This window comes from Microbacterium sp. MYb64 (genome assembly GCF_002979495.1).
Taxonomy (GTDB): domain Bacteria; phylum Actinomycetota; class Actinomycetes; order Actinomycetales; family Microbacteriaceae; genus Microbacterium; species Microbacterium azadirachtae_A.
Genome location: NZ_PCOW01000001.1, coordinates 416,582 through 432,080, shown reverse-complemented (window position 1 = coordinate 432,080; position 15,499 = coordinate 416,582). Strand labels below are relative to the sequence as shown.

Below are 15,499 nucleotides of genomic sequence, written 5' to 3'. Positions count from 1 at the left end.
CGAATTTGAGGGCACCTTGGGTCACCCGAAAGCCGCCTGCACCTCGGGCTCGCCCAGCATCGACCAGAGGGCGTCGAGCCGTGCGTTCGAGCGCTGACCCCGCGGTGCAGCGAGGACCACCTCGTTCGGGACCACCTCGTCGCGCACCCGGACGTAAGCGACGCGCCTGCCGTCGAACGCCTCGGTGCTGTTCGGCCGGCCGCTGAACACCGAGTAGCCGAGACCGTTCGCCACCATGGCGCGCACGGTCTCCGGGTTGGAGAACGACCACCGCGGATGCGGCGAGACACCCGCCTCCTCCATCAGCGCCTCGATCACGCGGCTGGACTCCGCCGCGCGCACGATGATGAGGGGTTCACCGGAGAGCTCGGCGAGAGAGAGCTCGTCGCGGGCGGCGAGCGGATGATCCGCTGCGAGCACGGCGTACGGCTGCACCACCCGAACGGTCCTGGCGTCCATGTCCTCGCCCAGTTGCCGGCGATAGAGCAGGCAGGCATCGGCCTTGCCCGCTCGCATCTGCTCCTGCACGTCGGTGGCCAGACCATCGCTGACGTCCAGGGCGACCCTCGGGTGCCGTGCGGCGAACAGCGCAGCGAGCACGGGGAGCACCCGTGGCGAGAGGGCGTTGGTGCTGACGATGCGCAGCGCTCCCGCGATCTCGCCGTGCTCGGAGGCGGCGACCTCGGAGAGCTCCGCGGCGTCCGCGAGCATGCGCCGTGCGATCGGCAGGACACGGCGCCCGCCACCGGTGAGCGTGACGCCCTTGGCGGGGCGCCGCACGAGGAGCTGCATGCCGAGGGCGCGCTCGAGGTCGTTCAGCGCCGTCGAGACCGCGGCCTGGGAAGCGCGGCAGTGCGCGGCGGCGGCGCTCACCGTGCCGGTGTCGACGGCGGCGACGAAGTATTCGAACTGACGGAGAGTTCCCGCAATCATCGGTTCTCCTTATGTATTCATTTCAAACTTCTTGTTTTTCAAATGATTGCATCCCGCGGAGCATGGATCCATCACCAGGACAGAGGGGAAACGAAGATCCATGACCAGGACATCCGTCGTCACGCTCGGCACCGCGGGCGGCCCCCGCTGGTGGACCCCGATCGACGCGCACTCTCGATTCGGCATCTCCACCGCCGTGGTGGTCGGCGAACGGGTCTATCTCGTCGACGCCGGGATCGGCGCCGGACGCCAGTTCGCCCGCGCCGGCTTCACGATGGAGCAGCTCGGCGGGATCTTCCTCACCCACCTGCACTCCGATCACACGACTGACCTGGTCAACATCGCCCTTTTCGGGATGTTCGGCCTCTCCGGCTCCGGCCCCCGCGTCCCGATCATCGGCCCGGGCGACCGCGGCATGACACCGCCGGTGTCCCCGCGGGCGCTCGTCGCTCCGCGACCGGTCGCACCGCATCTGCCCACCCCCGGCACCGCCGACCTGTTCCGGCTCCTGATGGAGGCGCACGCCACCGACCTCAACGACCGCGTGCTGGACGCGCTCCGCCCCTCCCCGTTGGATCTGTTCGAGGCTCAGGACATCGCACTGCCCGCGGGCATCGGATATCACCCGAACGACGCCATGACCCCCGACATGGAGCCGTTCACCGTCTTCGAGGACGACAGGGTGCGCGTCGACGCGATCCTCGTGGAGCACCCGCCGATCGCCCCGGCCTTCGGGTTCCGCTTCACGACCGACGACGCGACGATCGCGATCTCCGGCGACACCCGCAGGACCGCCAACATGGCGCGCCTCGCGGCCGGCGTCGACCTGCTGCTGCACGAGGCGATCAGCTTCGACTGGGTCGACCGGACCTACGGCGATGCGACGGACCCCACGGCACGCGCCTCCGCCGATCACCATCGTCGTTCCCACACGAGCGCGGTCGAGGCGATCGAGCTCGCCCGCGAGGCGGGCGCGGCACGCCTCGCCCTGCATCACCTCGTCCCGGGGCACCTCACGACCCGGCAGTGGCTGGCCGAGAGCCGCGACGACGACGTGCTCGTGCCGGACGACCTGCAGACCCTCGCCTTCGAAGGCGCACGGCGCCGCGCGATCGCCTGATCCACCCCGAATCCCCACCACAGAGAGGTCGATGATGACCCGCAATACGGTTGAGAAGATGTCCCCCCGAGACCCCGTCGCTCACGTCGACGACGACGGCACCCAGCCGTCGCTGACGACGCGCGAGATGCGGCGCGTCATCGCGTCCAGCTTCATGGGCAGCATGATCGAGTTCTACGACTTCGTGCTCTACGCCACCGCCGCGAGCATCGTGTTCAGCAAGGTGTTCTTCGTCGGCCTGGGCCCGCAGTTCGGCCTGTTCGCATCGATCGCGACCTTCACCGTCGGCTACGTGGCCCGCCCGCTGGGCGGCATCGTCTTCGGCCACTTCGGCGACACCCGTGGGCGCAAGGCGGTGCTGGTGCTCTCGCTCCTGCTCATGGGATCGGCCTCGACCCTGATGGGACTGCTGCCGACCACGGCGCAGATCGGCATCCTCGCCCCGATCGCCCTGGTGGTGCTCCGCGTCGTTCAGGGCGTCTCCGTGGGCGGTGAATGGGGCGGTGCGACACTCGTGGCACTCGAGCACTCCCCCGCCCGCAGCCGCGGTCTCGCCACGGCGTTCTCCAGCGCAGGCGGTCCGGTCGGCGCCGTGGTGGGCACGCTGATGCTCGGCCTGTTCTCGGTGCTCCCCGACGAGCAGTTCCTGAGCTGGGGCTGGCGGGTGCCGTTCCTGTTCAGCATCGTCCTCGTCGGCATCGGCCTGATCATCCGCCTCAAGGTCGCCGAGACGCCGAACTTCCAGCGGCTCGCCGACCGCGCCGACGCCTCTCGGGTGCGGATGCCGATCCTCGAGGTTCTCCGGCACCACGGGAAGGCCGTCGTGCTCTCGCTGCTCGCGGTGCTCGCCTTCACCTCGACGCAGGGCCTGATGACGGTGTGGGGAGTGGCCGAGGCCGTGGACCACGGCGCCGACCGCACGGGCGTCCTGAACTGGAAGGCGGTGGCCGCGCTGCTCACCGTCGTGATCGGCATTGTCGCCGCCAAGGTGAGCGACCGCGTCGGACGCCGCACGGTCATCGTCGCGGGCTGCGCCCTGGGCGTGGTGCTCGCCTTCCCGATCGTGATGCTCCTGGGGACCGGCACCGTATGGGGCTTCGCGATCGCGATGGCCCTCGGCAACGGCCTCGTGCAGGGGCTCGTGTACGGCCCGGTCGGCGCGTTCGTCGCCGAGCAGTTCCCGACCTCGCTGAGGTTCTCCGGTGCGTCGGCCGCCTACCAGACGGCCTCCACGATCGGCGCCGGCTTCTCCCCGCTGATCGCGACGGGTCTCGTCGTCGCCGTCGGCGCGGTGTGGCCCGTCGCGCTCTTCTGGATCGTCGTGCTGATCGCGGCCGGGGTCGCCATGCTGATCGCCCCCGAGGGCAAGGACGTCGACATCCACGTCGCGTCCTGACGGTCCTCCGAGGCGCGCGTCGGCATCGGCCGGCGCGCGCTTCTCGCGTCAGCGGCTGCCGACGTCGTAGACCTTGAGGACCTCGGCGACGGCCTGCTCGCGCTCATCGCCGCCCTGCTCGAACATGTGGGTCACATGAGTGCGCAGGTGGTTCTCCAGAAGGAGCTTGTCGAGCGACGCGAGCGCCTTCTGGATGGCCCGGGACTGCGCGATGATGTCCATGCAGTACTCCTCGTTCTCGATCATCTTCGCGACGCCGCGGAGCTGTCCCTCGAGGATGCTGGTGCGGTGCAGGGCGCGCTTCTTGATGTCTTCGATCACGAGGTAGAGAGTACCGCCCGCCTCGTGGGATGGGGCTCTGCAAGGATGGGCGCATGGCTCGCGCCCGTGAAGCACTGCTGTCCCTCGCGGATCTGGAACGCCTGCGCGCGCTCCGGCGGATGAAGGCCGTCGCGCTCGCCGCGCTCGGGCTCATGGCCGTCGCCTTCGTGGTGGCGTTCTGGCTGCAGGCCCGCTATCCGTGGCTCGCGTACGTGCGCGCCGCCGCGGAAGGCGGCATGGTGGGCGCCCTGGCCGACTGGTTCGCCGTGACGGCCCTGTTCCGCCGTCCGCTCGGGCTGCCGATCCCGCACACCGCGATCATCCCCAACCGCAAGGACGAGATCGGACGCTCGCTCGGCGAGTTCGTCGAGACGAACTTCCTCTCCGCCGAGGTCGTGCGCACGAAGCTGTCCGAGACCTCGATCGCCGCCCGGCTCGGATCCTGGCTGCGCGCACCCGCGCATGCGGAGCGGGTCGCCACCGAGGGATCGACGATCGCCGCCGCTGTGCTGCGCGCCCTGAGCGATGACGACGTGCAGAGCGTGATCGCGGAGCTCGCGCGCGAGCACCTGGTGGAACCGGAGTGGGGAACGCCCGCGGGCACGTGGCTGCAGCGCATCGTCGAGGCCGACGCCCATCGCGGCGCGGTGGACCTCGCCGTCGACAGCATCGCGACCTGGCTGGACGGCAACGCCGCCGCATTCAAAGGGCTGCTCTCGCGCCGCCTGCCCGGGTGGGTTCCGCGGCTCGCGCACCGTTTCGTGGACGAGGCCGCCTACAACGAGGCGGTGCGCTTCGTGCGGGCCGTGCAGGCGGATCCGCGCCACCCCGCCCGTCTCGCCCTGGACGGCTATCTCGCGCGTCTCGCGGACAACCTGCAGCACGATCCCGGCACACGCGCACGCCTGGAGAACGCCAAGGCGGCCGTGTTCGACAGCCCCCGCGTCGGCGCGCTGGCCGCCGAGGCGTGGAACGCGGCGAAGACCGGACTGCTTGCTGCGCTCGCGGATCCGGAGAGCGGCCTGCGTCGCCGCGCCGCAGTGGCGATCGGCGAACTCGGGGATCGCCTGGCCACGGAGGATCCGCTGCAGCAGCGCGTGGACGGCTGGCTCACCGACGCCGCCGTGTTCCTCGTCGACCGCTACCGGCACGACATCGCCTCGATCATCACCGACACCGTCGAGCGGTGGGATCCGGCCGAGACCACGGAGAAGATCGAGCTCATGGTCGGCCGCGACCTGCAGTACATCCGCCTCAACGGCACAGTCGTCGGAGCGCTCGCGGGGCTCGCGATCTTCGCGGTCGCGCATGCCGTGATCCCGGTGTAGCTCGGGGCGCCGCTGCCCCATTCGGGCTGCGACGATCCGCACACGACGTCACGATCGGCACACGGATCCGGCCAATCTGTGTGCTGATCGTCGCGGCGTGTGCAGATCGCCGCACCGGCAACCGTCCTCCACAGGGCGGCGCGGATGCGAACAGTGCACGGATCCCGGGATCACCGATGGGCCGCGCTTCGGGATCCGGCACGCTGTCGGCATGCTCTCCCTCGTCGACACCATCCGACGTCGCGGCGGGATCGCGCGCGGCGCGGACCTGCAGCGGCTCGGCTTCACGCGCTCGACGCTCGCTCGCGCCGCAGGGCGAGGCGCGATCGACCGCCTGCGCGACGGCGTGTTCGCCGCGGGCCCGGTCGATGCGGACGTGCGTGCGGCCGTCGCCCACGGCGGCGCCCTCGCCTGCGCGAGCGTGCTGAAGGCGCGAGGGATCTGGGTGCTGCCCGAGGTCACGGCGCCGCATGTCTGGCTGGGCGCCGGGCGGCATGGTCTGACGCATCCGCACTGCGCCTGCGTGCCCCACTACTACCGCGGGACTCCGCCTCTCGGTCGGACCGGTCTCGGAACGGCGCTCCTGCATCTTCGGCTCTGCGCGGGCGACGAGGCGTTCTTCGCCGCGTACGAGTCGGCCTGGCGAAAGGGACTGCTACCACCGGCCATGCGTCGACGGATCCGTGAAGCCTTGCCCGCCTCGGCGCGCTGGCTCCTGGACCTTGCGCGGCGCGATGCGGACAGCGGGCTGGAGTCGCTGCTGCGACTGAGATTGCACGCGATCGGGCTGCAGCTCGAGTGCCAGGTCCGCGTCGACGGGGTGGGCAAGGTCGACTTCACCATCGGGCGGCTCATCATCGAGGTCGACGGCAAGAAGAATCACGCGAGCCCCGCCAAGCGGCACAAGGATCTCCTGCGCGACGCCGCCGCTGCTCGCCTCGGGTACCGCACCCTCCGCTTCGACTACGCACAGGTCGTGCACGATTGGCCGTCCGTGCAGGCGGCCATCCTCGCCGCGCTCCGCGGGATGTGACGATGTGCACACGACGTCACGATCGGCACACAGATCCGGCGATTCCGTGTGCTGATCGTCGCAGCGTGTCAGATCGTCGCGGTCTCCGAGCCGCGCGCGGCACGTGCCGAAGATCGGGCATTGTCTCGCACACCAGACACCGCCCGCGGTGGCGTCCCGCCGCAGGCCCCGCGCCGTGGCACGCTGTTCAACGGATGCCGATCGCGCTCCGGGAAGGGACTCCTCATGGCACTCTCGCACGATCCCCTCTGGCCCCGCGGCGGCGACTGGCCCGCCTTCGGCACGCCCGCCGATGCGGTCCTGCTCGGCGTGCCGACGTGGCGCACCTCGCTGTCCCCCACGGGCGCGCACGCGACGCCGGCGGCGATCCGCGACGCCCTGCGCCGATACAGTCCGACGCTGATGGGCCCGCCCATCGTCGACCTGAACGAGGCGCTGCGGATCGCCGATGCGGGCGACGTGCACGAACCCGACGGCGACGAGGGGATCGCCCGCACCATCGCCCGCGTCTCCGAGCTCGCCGCGGCGTCCCGGCTCGTGATCGCGCTCGGCGGGGACAACTCGCTCACCTACCCCGTCGCTCTCGGAGCCGGCGCGGACGGCCTCATCACGATCGACGCGCACTTCGACCTGCGCGACGGGGTCTCGAACGGCTCCCCGGTGCGGCGGCTCGTCGAGGACGCCCCTGCGGGATCCGCGATCGATCCGCGCCGGATCGTGCAGATCGGCATCGCGGACTTCGCGAACTCCGCCGCCTACGCGCAGCGCGCCGCGGACTGGGGCATCCGCGTCATCACCCTGGACGAGGTGCGCCGCCGCGGCATCGAGGACGTGGTCGCGGAGGCGGTCGAGATCGCCGGGGCCGGCAATGCCTCCCGGGTCCACCTCGACATCGACGTGGACGCGTGCGACCGCGCCGCGACCCCGGGATGCCCCGCGAGCGTGCCCGGCGGATTCGCGGCGTGGGAGCTGCGCGCGCTCGTACGCGGGATCGCCGGCGACCCCCGCGTGGTCAGCGCCGACATCGCCGAGGTGGACGCGACGGCCGACGACGAGGATGCACGCACCGTGCGCCTCGCCGCGCTCTGCGTGCTGGAGCTGCTCGCCGCGCTGGCGGGCCGAGGCTGATCCGGCCATGAGCGACCGACCCGCACGCGATCCATTCCTCGAGGGCGGCGCTGCCCTGCGCGTCGCCCTGGGGCTGCGGTTCCTGATCGAGCTCGCACTGCTGGCCGGCGCCGCGATCGCCGCGGTGCGGCTCCTGCCCGGCTGGCCGGGTGGGGTGGTGGCCGTCGTGGCGGTCGCCCTGATCGCGCTCGTCTGGGGCCTGCTGCTGTCGCCGAAGGCGCGCTTCGACATCCGCACCGCGGGAAGGCTGTGCCTGGAGGCGCTGCTCTTCGGCGCGGTCGGCACCGCGCTCTGGGCGAGCGGACTCGGCCTCGCGGGCGCTGTCCTGTTCGCCGTGTGGGCCCTGGACAGGATCGCCCTGGCTCTCCTCGACCGCGGCTGAGCGCGGCGCGCCCTCAGAGCTCCCGCAGCGCCTGGTCGATCGGCCGATCCCCTTCGTTGAACCGGATCGTGCGGTGGATGGTCGCCGGCTCGACGAGCGTCAGCGCGATCACCTGAGCGACGTCGGCCCGGGAGACGCTGCCCGAGGTTTCCGACGTCGCGTCGATCCGGCCCGTCGGCGCCTCGAGCGTCAGCCGGCTCGGTCCGAGCACGGTCCAGTCGAGCGCCGTCGCACGCAGAGCCTCATCGGCCGCGGCCTTCGCCTCGGCGTAGGCGTGGAAGGAGTCGGACGCGGGGATCCCGTGCGCAGGCGACGACCCGAAGTACGACACCATCACGTACCGGCCGACACCGGCATCGGCCGCGGCCTCCATGGACCGGACGGCGGCGTCGAGGTCGACGGCCCTGGTGCGCTCCGCGGATCCGCCTCCCGCGCCGGCAGACCAGACGACCGCGTCGTGGCCGGCGATCAGCGTCGCCATCGCCTCCCGCGATGCGGATTCGGCGTCGAAGACGACGGGATCCGCCCCTGTCGCCCGCACATCGTCGATCTGACCGGCGTCGCGGATCACCGCGGTGACCTGGTCGCCGCGCGCCGTGAGGAGGGGTTCGAGCAGGAGGGCCACCTTGCCGTGGCCGCCGAAGATCAGGATCCGTGCCATGCCTCCACGCTATGCCCGATCCTGCGGTCGCGGGCGACGGATCCTGATCCGCTCCCGCCCGCCGCGTGCCGTCCCACCGCCCGATCAGCGGACGACGAGGCGCGGCTCGATCAGCGCGTGCGCTGTGCCCGCCCGCACGTCCCGCGGGGTCACCGCCTCGCCGGTCGGCCCCATGAGCAGCTCCAGCGTCGCCGCCGCGACATCCTCGGGGCGCTGCTCCACGCTCGAGAAGCCGAGCGCCTCCGCGGTCGGAGTGTTGTCGAAGCCGATCACGGGCACCCTTGCGGATCCCCCCGCCTGCGCGAGGAGCGCACCGATCGCGAGGGAGTCGCTCGCGCAGACCACCGCATCGACGTCCGGGTCCGCTCCCGCCACCACGGCCCGCGCCCTCGCGACGTCCTCCTCGGTGGTCCACCGCGGGCCCATGACTCCGGCCGCGGCCATCGCCTCGCGCCAGCCGCGTTCGCGATCGTCGCCGGTGCCCGACCCCGTCGGCCAGCCGAGGAACGCGACCCTCGGTCCGAAGCCCAGCGCATGCTCCGTGGCGGCGCGCGTGCCGGCGGCGCCGTCGACGTCGACCCACAGATGCTCGGGGGCCGCGAGGTCGTCCTCCCCCCAGGGACGACCGAACGCGACGAAGGGCAGCCGGGACTCGCCCAGCCAGCGCGTGCGCGGGTCGCCATGGAACGTGCCGGTGATGATCGCGGCGTCGATCTCGGAGCCCTCCCAGAGCTCGGCGAGCCGCGCGATCTCGTCGCCGGCCGTGCGCGCGGCGTACACGAGCATGCGCATGCCGCGCTCGCTCGCGCGTTCCGTGAGAGCGTGCACGAAGCGGTCCAGCACGACGCCGGAGACGCCGCCGACATAGGGATCCAGATGGATCCCTATCGTGGAACTGCGACGGGTGCGCAGCTGACGGGCTGCGGCATGACGCCGGTAGCCGAGCTCGACGATGGCCTGCTGCACGCGCTCGCGCGTGGCGGGCTTCACGATGGTCGGCGTGTTCAGCACGTTCGACACGGTCTGCCGCGACACACCGGCGCGCAGCGCCACGTCTTCGACGGTCGGCGTCCTGACCATGTCTCTCCCTCCGCGGATCCGGTCCCGGACCCGGGACCACCTTCCCACCTTGACACCCCGGGCTCCTGCCGCCTAGCGTATTCGACACAGAGTTTGATCGTTCAAATTTCTACGGCGACGTCCTGTCGTCACCAGAAGCACACATCCTCACCGATGCTCATCAAGGGAGAAGAGACATGACACGGCACAGCACACGCGCCGCGATCGGGGCCGGGGCGCTCGTCCTCGCGGGCGCGATCGCCCTCACCGGATGCGGTTCCGGGTTCTCCGGCGGCGGGAGCGCCACCGGAGACTCGACGCTCACCTCGTCCGACAAGCCGCTGAGCATCCTCATCGGATCGTCCGGCGACGCCGAGACCAAGGCCGTCAACGACGCGGTCTCCGCGTGGTCGAAGACCTCGGGCGTCAAGGCGACCGTGACCGCGGCGAGCGACCTCAACCAGCAGCTCTCGCAGGGATTCGCCTCCGGCTCCCCCGCTGACGTGTTCTACCAGTCCACCGACGCCCTCGCCGGGTACGCGTCGAACGGATCCCTGCTCGCCTACGGCGACCAGCTCAAGAACAAGGACGACTTCTACCCGAGCCTGCTCAAGTCCTTCACCTACGACGGCAAGCTCTACTGCGCGCCGAAGGACTTCTCCACGCTGCAGCTGGTCATCAACACCGACATGTGGACGCAGGCCGGACTCACCGACGCCGACATCCCCAAGACCTGGGACGAGCTCGCGGCCGTCTCGAAGAAGCTCACCGCGGATGGACACGTCGGCCTCTCGATGAGCGGCGAGTACGCCCGTGTCGGCGCCTTCATGGTCGCCGCCGGCGGCGGCCTCATGAACGCCGACTCGACCAAGGCCACCGCCGACGCCGAGGGCAATGTGAAGGCACTCGACTACCTCAAGGGCCTGCTCAACGACGGCTCGATGAAGTTCGCGGCCGATCTCGGATCCGGCTGGGGCGGCGAGGCCCTCGGCACCCAGAAGGCCGCGATGGTCGTGGAGGGCAACTGGATCACCGGCGCCATGACCAGCGACTACCCGACCGTGAAGTACAAGGCGGTCGAACTGCCCGCCGGACCCGACGGCAAGAAGGGCACGCTGCAGTTCACGAACTGCTGGGGCATCTCCGCCGACAGCAAGAACCAGAAGGCCGCTCTCGACCTCGTCGAGCACCTGACCAGCGCCGACAGCCAGCTCGCCTTCTCGAAGGCGTTCGGCCCGATGCCGTCGATCAAGTCGGCCGCGGACCAGTGGAAGAAGGACAACGCCCCGCTCGTCCCGTTCCTGAACGGCGCGGACTACGCCCAGGGCGTGCCCACGGCCAAGGGCGCGAGCGACGTCGTGACCGACTTCAACGGAAAGCTCGGCTCGCTCGCGACCGGCGACCCGAAGGCGATCCTCGACGCCGCGCAGAAGAACCTGGAAGCCCTGACCAAGTAATCATGGCCTCCTCCACCGTGCGGTCTCGCCGTCCCGCAGGCCACCAGGGTCTGCGGCGCGGTGAGACCGCGTCGGGGTGGCTCTTCACCGCCCCGATGCTGATCCTGCTCGGCCTGTTCCTGGTCGTCCCGGTCCTCATGGCGCTCTGGGTGAGCGTGAGCGACTGGGGCGGGCGGGGCTCGCCCTTCTCCGGCGGCGTCTCGTTCGTCGGCCTGAAGAACTACGCCGCACTGCTGCTCGGCGGCGGACTCGCCGAGGCCGACTTCGGCATGAGCCTGAAGAACAACGCCTGGTACGTGATCCTCGTGGTCCCCAGCCAGACCGCGCTGAGCCTGTTCCTCGCGGTGCTCGTGAACCGGCAGATCCTCAAGGGCCGCGGCTTCTTCCGCACGGCCTTCTACTTCCCCTCGGTGACCAGCTCCGTCGCGATCACCGTCCTGTTCCTGTTCCTGTTCTCCACGACCGGCGCGGTCAACGCGGCGCTCGGATGGCTCGGGATCAACGGGCCGAACTGGCTCAACGATCCGTCCGGGATCCTGCACTTCGGTGTCACGAGCGGGCCTGCGGCGCTCACGCAGGGCAGCTTCCTCGGCGTCTCGTTCTGGGACTGGATCGGCGGTCCCAGCGTCGCGATGTGCGTCTACATCATCATGGCGATCTTCACCACGAGCGGCACGTTCATGCTGCTCTTCCTCGCCGCGCTGCAGAACATCTCGGGCGAGGTGCAGGAGGCGGCGATGATGGACGGCGCGAACGGCTGGCAGCGGTTCTGGCGGGTCACCCTGCCGCAGCTGCGGCCGACCCTGTTCACCGTGCTCACGCTGGGCCTCATCGGCTGCTGGCAGATCTTCGACCAGATCTACACCGGCACGAGGGGCCAGCCCGCCAAGACCACCATCACGCCCGCGTACCAGTCGTACCAGTCCTCGTTCCTCAACCAGGAATGGGGCCAGGGCGCCGCGATCGCGTTCATCCTGTTCGTGATCATCATGGTGTTCACGCTGGTGCAGCGCTGGGTGCTGCGCGAGCGCCCCGTCTCGCGCCGGCGCAACCGGCCCTACGTGGAGGCGGCCGAGCGCGCCGCCGCCCGCGCGGCGTCCGCCGACAGGGCGCCCGCCACGAGCGAAGGAGCCCCGCGATGACCGCCACCGCTCCCGCCCCGTTCGTCGCGCGCCGCAAGCGCCGCAGCACGGTGCGGATCGCCTCCACCTCCATCCTGTACGCGCTGCTCATCGCTCTCGCGCTCGTGTACATCTACCCGTTCCTGATCCAGGTCGCCACGAGCTTCAAGACGGATCCGGACGCGGCGGCGAGCCCGCTCACGTTGGTGCCGCAGACGTTCACGACGGAGGCGTACACGCAGCTGTTCCTGCGCAGCGACTTCCCCACCTGGTTCAAGAACTCGGTGATCGTGACGATCGTGGTCACGGCGGGCCGGGTGTTCTTCAACTCGCTCGCGGGCTACGCGCTCGCGCGTCTCCGCTTCCGCGGACGCAACGTCGTGTTCGCCGGACTCATCGCCGTGATGAGCGTTCCTGCCGTCGTGCTGCTGATCCCGAAGTTCCTGGTGATCAACACCCTCGGCATGTACGACTCCTACGCGGGGATGATCCTGCCGCTCCTCGTCGACGCCGCCGGGGTGTTCATCATGAAGAACTTCTTCGAATCGATCCCGGCATCGGTCGAGGAGCAGGCGCGGATCGACGGAGCCGGCACCTTCCGGGTGTTCTGGTCCGTCGTGCTGCCGATGGCGCGGCCGGCGCTGATCACGATCGTGATCCTGTCGTTCCAGGGATCCTGGAACGAGCTGGCCCACTTCATCGTGTCGACGCAGTCGCCCGAGCTCACGACCCTCACGAAGGGCGTCGCGCAGCTCGCGAACGGACAGCTCAGTCAGGGCCGTCAGTACCCGCTCAAGCTCGCCGCGGCGATCATCATGACGATCCCGGTGGCCGTGATGTTCTTCCTCTTCCAGAAGCGGATCATGAACTCGAGCGACGGGGCCGTGAAGGAATGACGGCCCAGGAGCCCACGATCCTCGCCACCTGCGGAGGCATGGTCGACGGAGGGTGGCAGGACACCGCCTACGGGCCCCTGCTGCACTTCGCGATCGAGCTCGCCGACGTCGACGGGCGCGCACCCCGGGTCGCGCACGTGAACACCGCCGGAGGCGATCCGCGGTTCGTCGAGGGCGCGGAGCTCGAGGCGGCCCGCGCGGCCGGCGTCGAGGGCAGCCACATCCGGCTGTTCCCGCACCCGAACCATGAGCGCCTCGCCGAGCATGTGCTCAGCCGCGACGTGATCTGGGTGAGCGGCGGCAGCGTCGTGAACCTGCTCGCCCTCTGGCGCGCGCACGGGCTCGACGATCTGCTGCGGCAGGCGTGGGAGGCCGGCGTCGTGCTCGCGGGCGGATCCGCCGGCGGACTGTGCTGGCACAGCGGCGGCACGACCACGTCGTTCGGCCCCGACGCGCAGGTGGTCGCCGACGGCCTGGGCCTCCTGCCCGGATCCTTCAGCCCGCACCACGACTCGCAGCCGACCCGGCGGCCGGCCTTCCGCGACGCCATCGCGGCGGGTCGGATCCCGCCCGGGTACGGGGTCGAGGAAGGCGTCGGTCTGCTCTACCGCGGCAGTGAGCTCGTCGAGGTCGTGGCCGAGCGCCCCGGCGCGGTCGCGTGGTCCGTCTCGGCCGACGGCATCGAGGAGCGCCTGCCCGCCCGTGTCCTTCCCTCCCGCGCCCTTCCCTCCCTCTCACTGTCCTGAACACCGCCCGTCGGGCCGACCGCCCGCGCATCGCCCCTCACGAAGGAGCCCCATGACCGACACCCCGCTGCAGCCCCTCCTGAACGACGCCGTGATCGCCCTCCAGGCGCCGACCCAGGTGTGGTCGGACGAGACCGGAGACATGGGGTCAGCGCCGATCCACGGCGTCTATCACGGCGACGTGCGGCACGTGCGCGCGCTGACCGTCGCCGTCGAGGGCACGGCGATCGAGACGATCGCCGGCTCCTCCCCCGCCCCTCAGCAGGCCGTCTTCGCGGCCGTGCTGCGCGGCATCGACGACGACCAGCCCGACCCGAAGGTGCGGCTCGACCGCACGCGCACGGTGCGCGCCGGCGAGGTCGTCGAGCGGATCGTGGTCTCGTCGCACCGCGAGGTGCCCGTTCCCGTCACGCTGACCGTGACGCTCGTGCCCGACTTCGAGCCGCTGCAGCGCGTGAAGGCGGGGCTCCCCGACGACGGGGCCTGGAGCTGGGACGGGGAACGTGCGTCTTCGGGCTCGGCATCGTTCGCGCTGACCGCTCCGGACGCAGCGATCGGGGTCGAGGGGGCGGCGATCGCGATCCGCTGGACGACCGTGCTCGCGCCGCGTACGGCGGTCGAGTTCTCCTTCGCTCTGTCGCTCGAGGACGCCACCCTCGTGGTGACGGCGCCGGCGGCGGAGGCCAGGGCCGCGGTTCCCTCGACGAGCGATCCGCGCCTGCACCGCTGGCTGGACCGCGCCGCCGGCGACCTCGCCGCGCTGCGCCTCGCCCTGCCGGCGCACCCGGACGACGCGTTCTACGCCGCGGGTGCACCCTGGTTCTTCACTCTGTTCGGACGCGACTCGATCTGGGCCGCGCGTCTCGCGCTGCGCCAGGATCCGGCGATCGCCGCGTCCACACTGCGGGTCCTCGCCCGTCTGCAGGGCACGAAGAAGGATCCGGCCACCGCCGAGGCCCCCGGCAAGATCCCGCACGAGCTGCGCAGCGGCGCGCTGTCGCTGCCGAACGAGGGCGTGCACCTCCCCCCGCTGTACTTTGGCACGGTCGATGCCACCCCGCTCTGGGTGTGCCTGCTCGCCGACGCGCGCGACGCGGGCATGCCCGAGGCCGCGGTGCGCGAACTGCTGCCGAGCCTGCGCGCGGCGCTGGGCTGGATGACCGAGCACGGCGACGCGAGCGGATCCGGATTCATCGACTACGTCGACGAGACCGGACACGGCCTCGCGAACCAGGGCTGGAAGGACTCCGGCGACTCGATCCAGTGGCGCAACGGCCGGCTCGCCGAGGGCCCGATCGCGCTCAGCGAGGTGCAGGCCTACGCCTACGAGGCCGCGGTGCGGGGCGCCGATCTGCTCGACGCCCTGGGCGAGGACGGCGGCGACGCGCTGCGCACCTGGGCCGCGGACCTGCGCGCCCGGTTCCGCGCCTCCTACTGGGTGACGACGCCCGAGGGCCGCTACCCGGCGATCGCACTGGACGCACACGGTGCCGCGGTCGACACCCTCACGAGCAACATCGGCCACCTGATCGGCACGGGGCTGCTGGATCCCGAGGAGGAGCGCGCGTGCGCGGAGCTCCTGCTCGGTGACTCGATGTCGAGCGGCTTCGGGATCCGCACGATGTCGTCGGGGGCGGCGGGGTTCTGGCCGCTCAGCTACCACGGCGGCAGCGTCTGGGCGCACGACACCGCGGTCGCCGTGCACGGGATGCTCCGCGCCGGTCTCCGCGACGAGGCGGCCGCGGTCGCCCGTCAGCTCGTGGACGCCGCCGAGGGCTTCGACTACCGGATGCCGGAGCTGCACGCCGGCGACGCCCGCATCCCCGGCGTCGCCCCCGTGCCGTATCCGGCCTCGTGCCGCCCGCAGGCCTGGTCGGCGGCGGCCGCCGTGGTCTGCGCTGACGCGCTGGGCTGAGTC

General features: G+C 71.1%; 15 protein-coding genes. 11 read left to right on the top strand and 4 right to left on the bottom strand.

Annotated features, from left to right (window positions below):
• Positions 1-21: 21 nt before the first annotated feature.
• Positions 22-933 (bottom strand): LysR family transcriptional regulator, encoded by a 912-nt coding sequence (locus CQ044_RS02025; protein ID WP_105686471.1) that lies wholly within the window; start codon positions 931-933, stop codon positions 22-24.
• A gap of 100 nt (positions 934-1,033) precedes the next feature.
• Between CQ044_RS02025 and CQ044_RS02020 the strand changes: the two genes are divergently transcribed.
• Positions 1,034-2,053: an MBL fold metallo-hydrolase gene (locus tag CQ044_RS02020; protein WP_105686469.1), complete on the top strand. Its 1,020-nt coding sequence runs from the start codon at positions 1,034-1,036 to the stop codon at positions 2,051-2,053.
• A gap of 58 nt (positions 2,054-2,111) precedes the next feature.
• A complete protein-coding gene (locus tag CQ044_RS02015; RefSeq protein ID WP_105686468.1) occupies positions 2,112-3,449 on the top strand; it encodes an MFS transporter in 1,338 nt (445 codons plus the stop codon).
• A gap of 48 nt (positions 3,450-3,497) precedes the next feature.
• On the opposite strand, the gene CQ044_RS02010 is transcribed toward CQ044_RS02015, so the two are convergent.
• Positions 3,498-3,770: a metal-sensitive transcriptional regulator gene (locus CQ044_RS02010; protein ID WP_045273555.1), complete on the bottom strand. Its 273-nt coding sequence runs from the start codon at positions 3,768-3,770 to the stop codon at positions 3,498-3,500.
• A 53-nt stretch (positions 3,771-3,823) separates the two neighbouring features.
• Here CQ044_RS02010 and CQ044_RS02005 point away from each other — a divergent pair, with 53 nt between their 5' ends.
• The 4 genes from CQ044_RS02005 (at position 3,824) to CQ044_RS01990 (ending at position 7,641) form a co-directional block, all read left to right on the top strand.
• Positions 3,824-5,098 (top strand): DUF445 domain-containing protein, encoded by a 1,275-nt coding sequence (locus CQ044_RS02005; RefSeq protein ID WP_105686466.1) that lies wholly within the window; start codon positions 3,824-3,826, stop codon positions 5,096-5,098.
• Positions 5,099-5,309: 211 nt separating this feature from the next.
• On the top strand, positions 5,310-6,131 hold the full coding sequence (locus CQ044_RS02000) for a type IV toxin-antitoxin system AbiEi family antitoxin domain-containing protein (RefSeq protein WP_105686465.1): 822 nt from the start codon (positions 5,310-5,312) through the stop codon (positions 6,129-6,131).
• Between the two features lie 225 nt (positions 6,132-6,356).
• Positions 6,357-7,259: an agmatinase family protein gene (locus tag CQ044_RS01995; protein WP_105686463.1), complete on the top strand. Its 903-nt coding sequence runs from the start codon at positions 6,357-6,359 to the stop codon at positions 7,257-7,259.
• Positions 7,260-7,266: 7 nt separating this feature from the next.
• Positions 7,267-7,641: a DUF2568 domain-containing protein gene (locus tag CQ044_RS01990; RefSeq protein WP_105686462.1), complete on the top strand. Its 375-nt coding sequence runs from the start codon at positions 7,267-7,269 to the stop codon at positions 7,639-7,641.
• 13 nt (positions 7,642-7,654) lie between these two features.
• Here CQ044_RS01990 and CQ044_RS01985 read toward each other — a convergent pair whose 3' ends face one another.
• Both CQ044_RS01985 and CQ044_RS01980 read right to left on the bottom strand, forming a co-directional pair.
• Positions 7,655-8,302, bottom strand: a complete 648-nt coding sequence (locus CQ044_RS01985) for an SDR family oxidoreductase (RefSeq protein WP_105686460.1) — start codon at positions 8,300-8,302, stop codon at positions 7,655-7,657.
• An 84-nt stretch (positions 8,303-8,386) separates the two neighbouring features.
• Complete coding sequence (locus CQ044_RS01980; RefSeq protein WP_105686458.1) at positions 8,387-9,382, bottom strand: LacI family DNA-binding transcriptional regulator; 996 nt, start codon at positions 9,380-9,382, stop codon at positions 8,387-8,389.
• A 176-nt stretch (positions 9,383-9,558) separates the two neighbouring features.
• On the opposite strand from CQ044_RS01980, the gene CQ044_RS01975 reads away from it, so the two are divergent.
• The 5 genes from CQ044_RS01975 to CQ044_RS01955 are packed head-to-tail and all read left to right on the top strand — an operon-like array spanning position 9,559 to position 15,496.
• On the top strand, positions 9,559-10,818 hold the full coding sequence (locus CQ044_RS01975; RefSeq protein ID WP_045273550.1) for an ABC transporter substrate-binding protein: 1,260 nt from the start codon (positions 9,559-9,561) through the stop codon (positions 10,816-10,818).
• A 2-nt stretch (positions 10,819-10,820) separates the two neighbouring features.
• Positions 10,821-11,960 (top strand): carbohydrate ABC transporter permease, encoded by a 1,140-nt coding sequence (locus CQ044_RS01970; RefSeq protein WP_105686457.1) that lies wholly within the window; start codon positions 10,821-10,823, stop codon positions 11,958-11,960.
• Entirely contained in the window at positions 11,957-12,835 is an 879-nt protein-coding gene (locus CQ044_RS01965; RefSeq protein WP_105686455.1) for a carbohydrate ABC transporter permease, read from the top strand. The genes CQ044_RS01970 and CQ044_RS01965 overlap by 4 nt, the downstream gene beginning before the upstream one ends.
• A complete protein-coding gene (locus CQ044_RS01960; protein ID WP_105686454.1) occupies positions 12,832-13,581 on the top strand; it encodes a peptidase E in 750 nt (249 codons plus the stop codon). Before CQ044_RS01965 ends, CQ044_RS01960 begins: the two co-directional genes overlap by 4 nt.
• A gap of 52 nt (positions 13,582-13,633) precedes the next feature.
• Positions 13,634-15,496, top strand: coding sequence for a glycogen debranching N-terminal domain-containing protein (locus CQ044_RS01955; RefSeq protein ID WP_105686452.1), 1,863 nt, complete (start codon positions 13,634-13,636; stop codon positions 15,494-15,496).
• The last annotated feature ends 3 nt before the right edge of the window (positions 15,497-15,499 follow it).

What these genes read in the sequence shown, in the direction of transcription:
- CQ044_RS02000 (WP_105686465.1), top strand. Translation starts at nt 5,310, where the DNA reads ATGCTCTCCCTCGTCGACACCATCCGACGTCGCGGCGGGATCGCGCGC.
- CQ044_RS01975 (WP_045273550.1), top strand. Translation starts at nt 9,559, where the DNA reads ATGACACGGCACAGCACACGCGCCGCGATCGGGGCCGGGGCGCTCGTC.
- CQ044_RS01995 (WP_105686463.1), top strand. Translation starts at nt 6,357, where the DNA reads ATGGCACTCTCGCACGATCCCCTCTGGCCCCGCGGCGGCGACTGGCCC.
- CQ044_RS02005 (WP_105686466.1), top strand. Translation starts at nt 3,824, where the DNA reads ATGGCTCGCGCCCGTGAAGCACTGCTGTCCCTCGCGGATCTGGAACGC.
- CQ044_RS01990 (WP_105686462.1), top strand. Translation starts at nt 7,267, where the DNA reads ATGAGCGACCGACCCGCACGCGATCCATTCCTCGAGGGCGGCGCTGCC.
- CQ044_RS01955 (WP_105686452.1), top strand. Translation starts at nt 13,634, where the DNA reads ATGACCGACACCCCGCTGCAGCCCCTCCTGAACGACGCCGTGATCGCC.
- CQ044_RS01985 (WP_105686460.1), bottom strand. Translation starts at nt 8,302, where the DNA reads ATGGCACGGATCCTGATCTTCGGCGGCCACGGCAAGGTGGCCCTCCTG.
- CQ044_RS01980 (WP_105686458.1), bottom strand. Translation starts at nt 9,382, where the DNA reads ATGGTCAGGACGCCGACCGTCGAAGACGTGGCGCTGCGCGCCGGTGTG.
- CQ044_RS02025 (WP_105686471.1), bottom strand. Translation starts at nt 933, where the DNA reads ATGATTGCGGGAACTCTCCGTCAGTTCGAATACTTCGTCGCCGCCGTC.
- CQ044_RS01970 (WP_105686457.1), top strand. Translation starts at nt 10,821, where the DNA reads ATGGCCTCCTCCACCGTGCGGTCTCGCCGTCCCGCAGGCCACCAGGGT.
- CQ044_RS01960 (WP_105686454.1), top strand. Translation starts at nt 12,832, where the DNA reads ATGACGGCCCAGGAGCCCACGATCCTCGCCACCTGCGGAGGCATGGTC.
- CQ044_RS01965 (WP_105686455.1), top strand. Translation starts at nt 11,957, where the DNA reads ATGACCGCCACCGCTCCCGCCCCGTTCGTCGCGCGCCGCAAGCGCCGC.
- CQ044_RS02020 (WP_105686469.1), top strand. Translation starts at nt 1,034, where the DNA reads ATGACCAGGACATCCGTCGTCACGCTCGGCACCGCGGGCGGCCCCCGC.
- CQ044_RS02015 (WP_105686468.1), top strand. Translation starts at nt 2,112, where the DNA reads ATGTCCCCCCGAGACCCCGTCGCTCACGTCGACGACGACGGCACCCAG.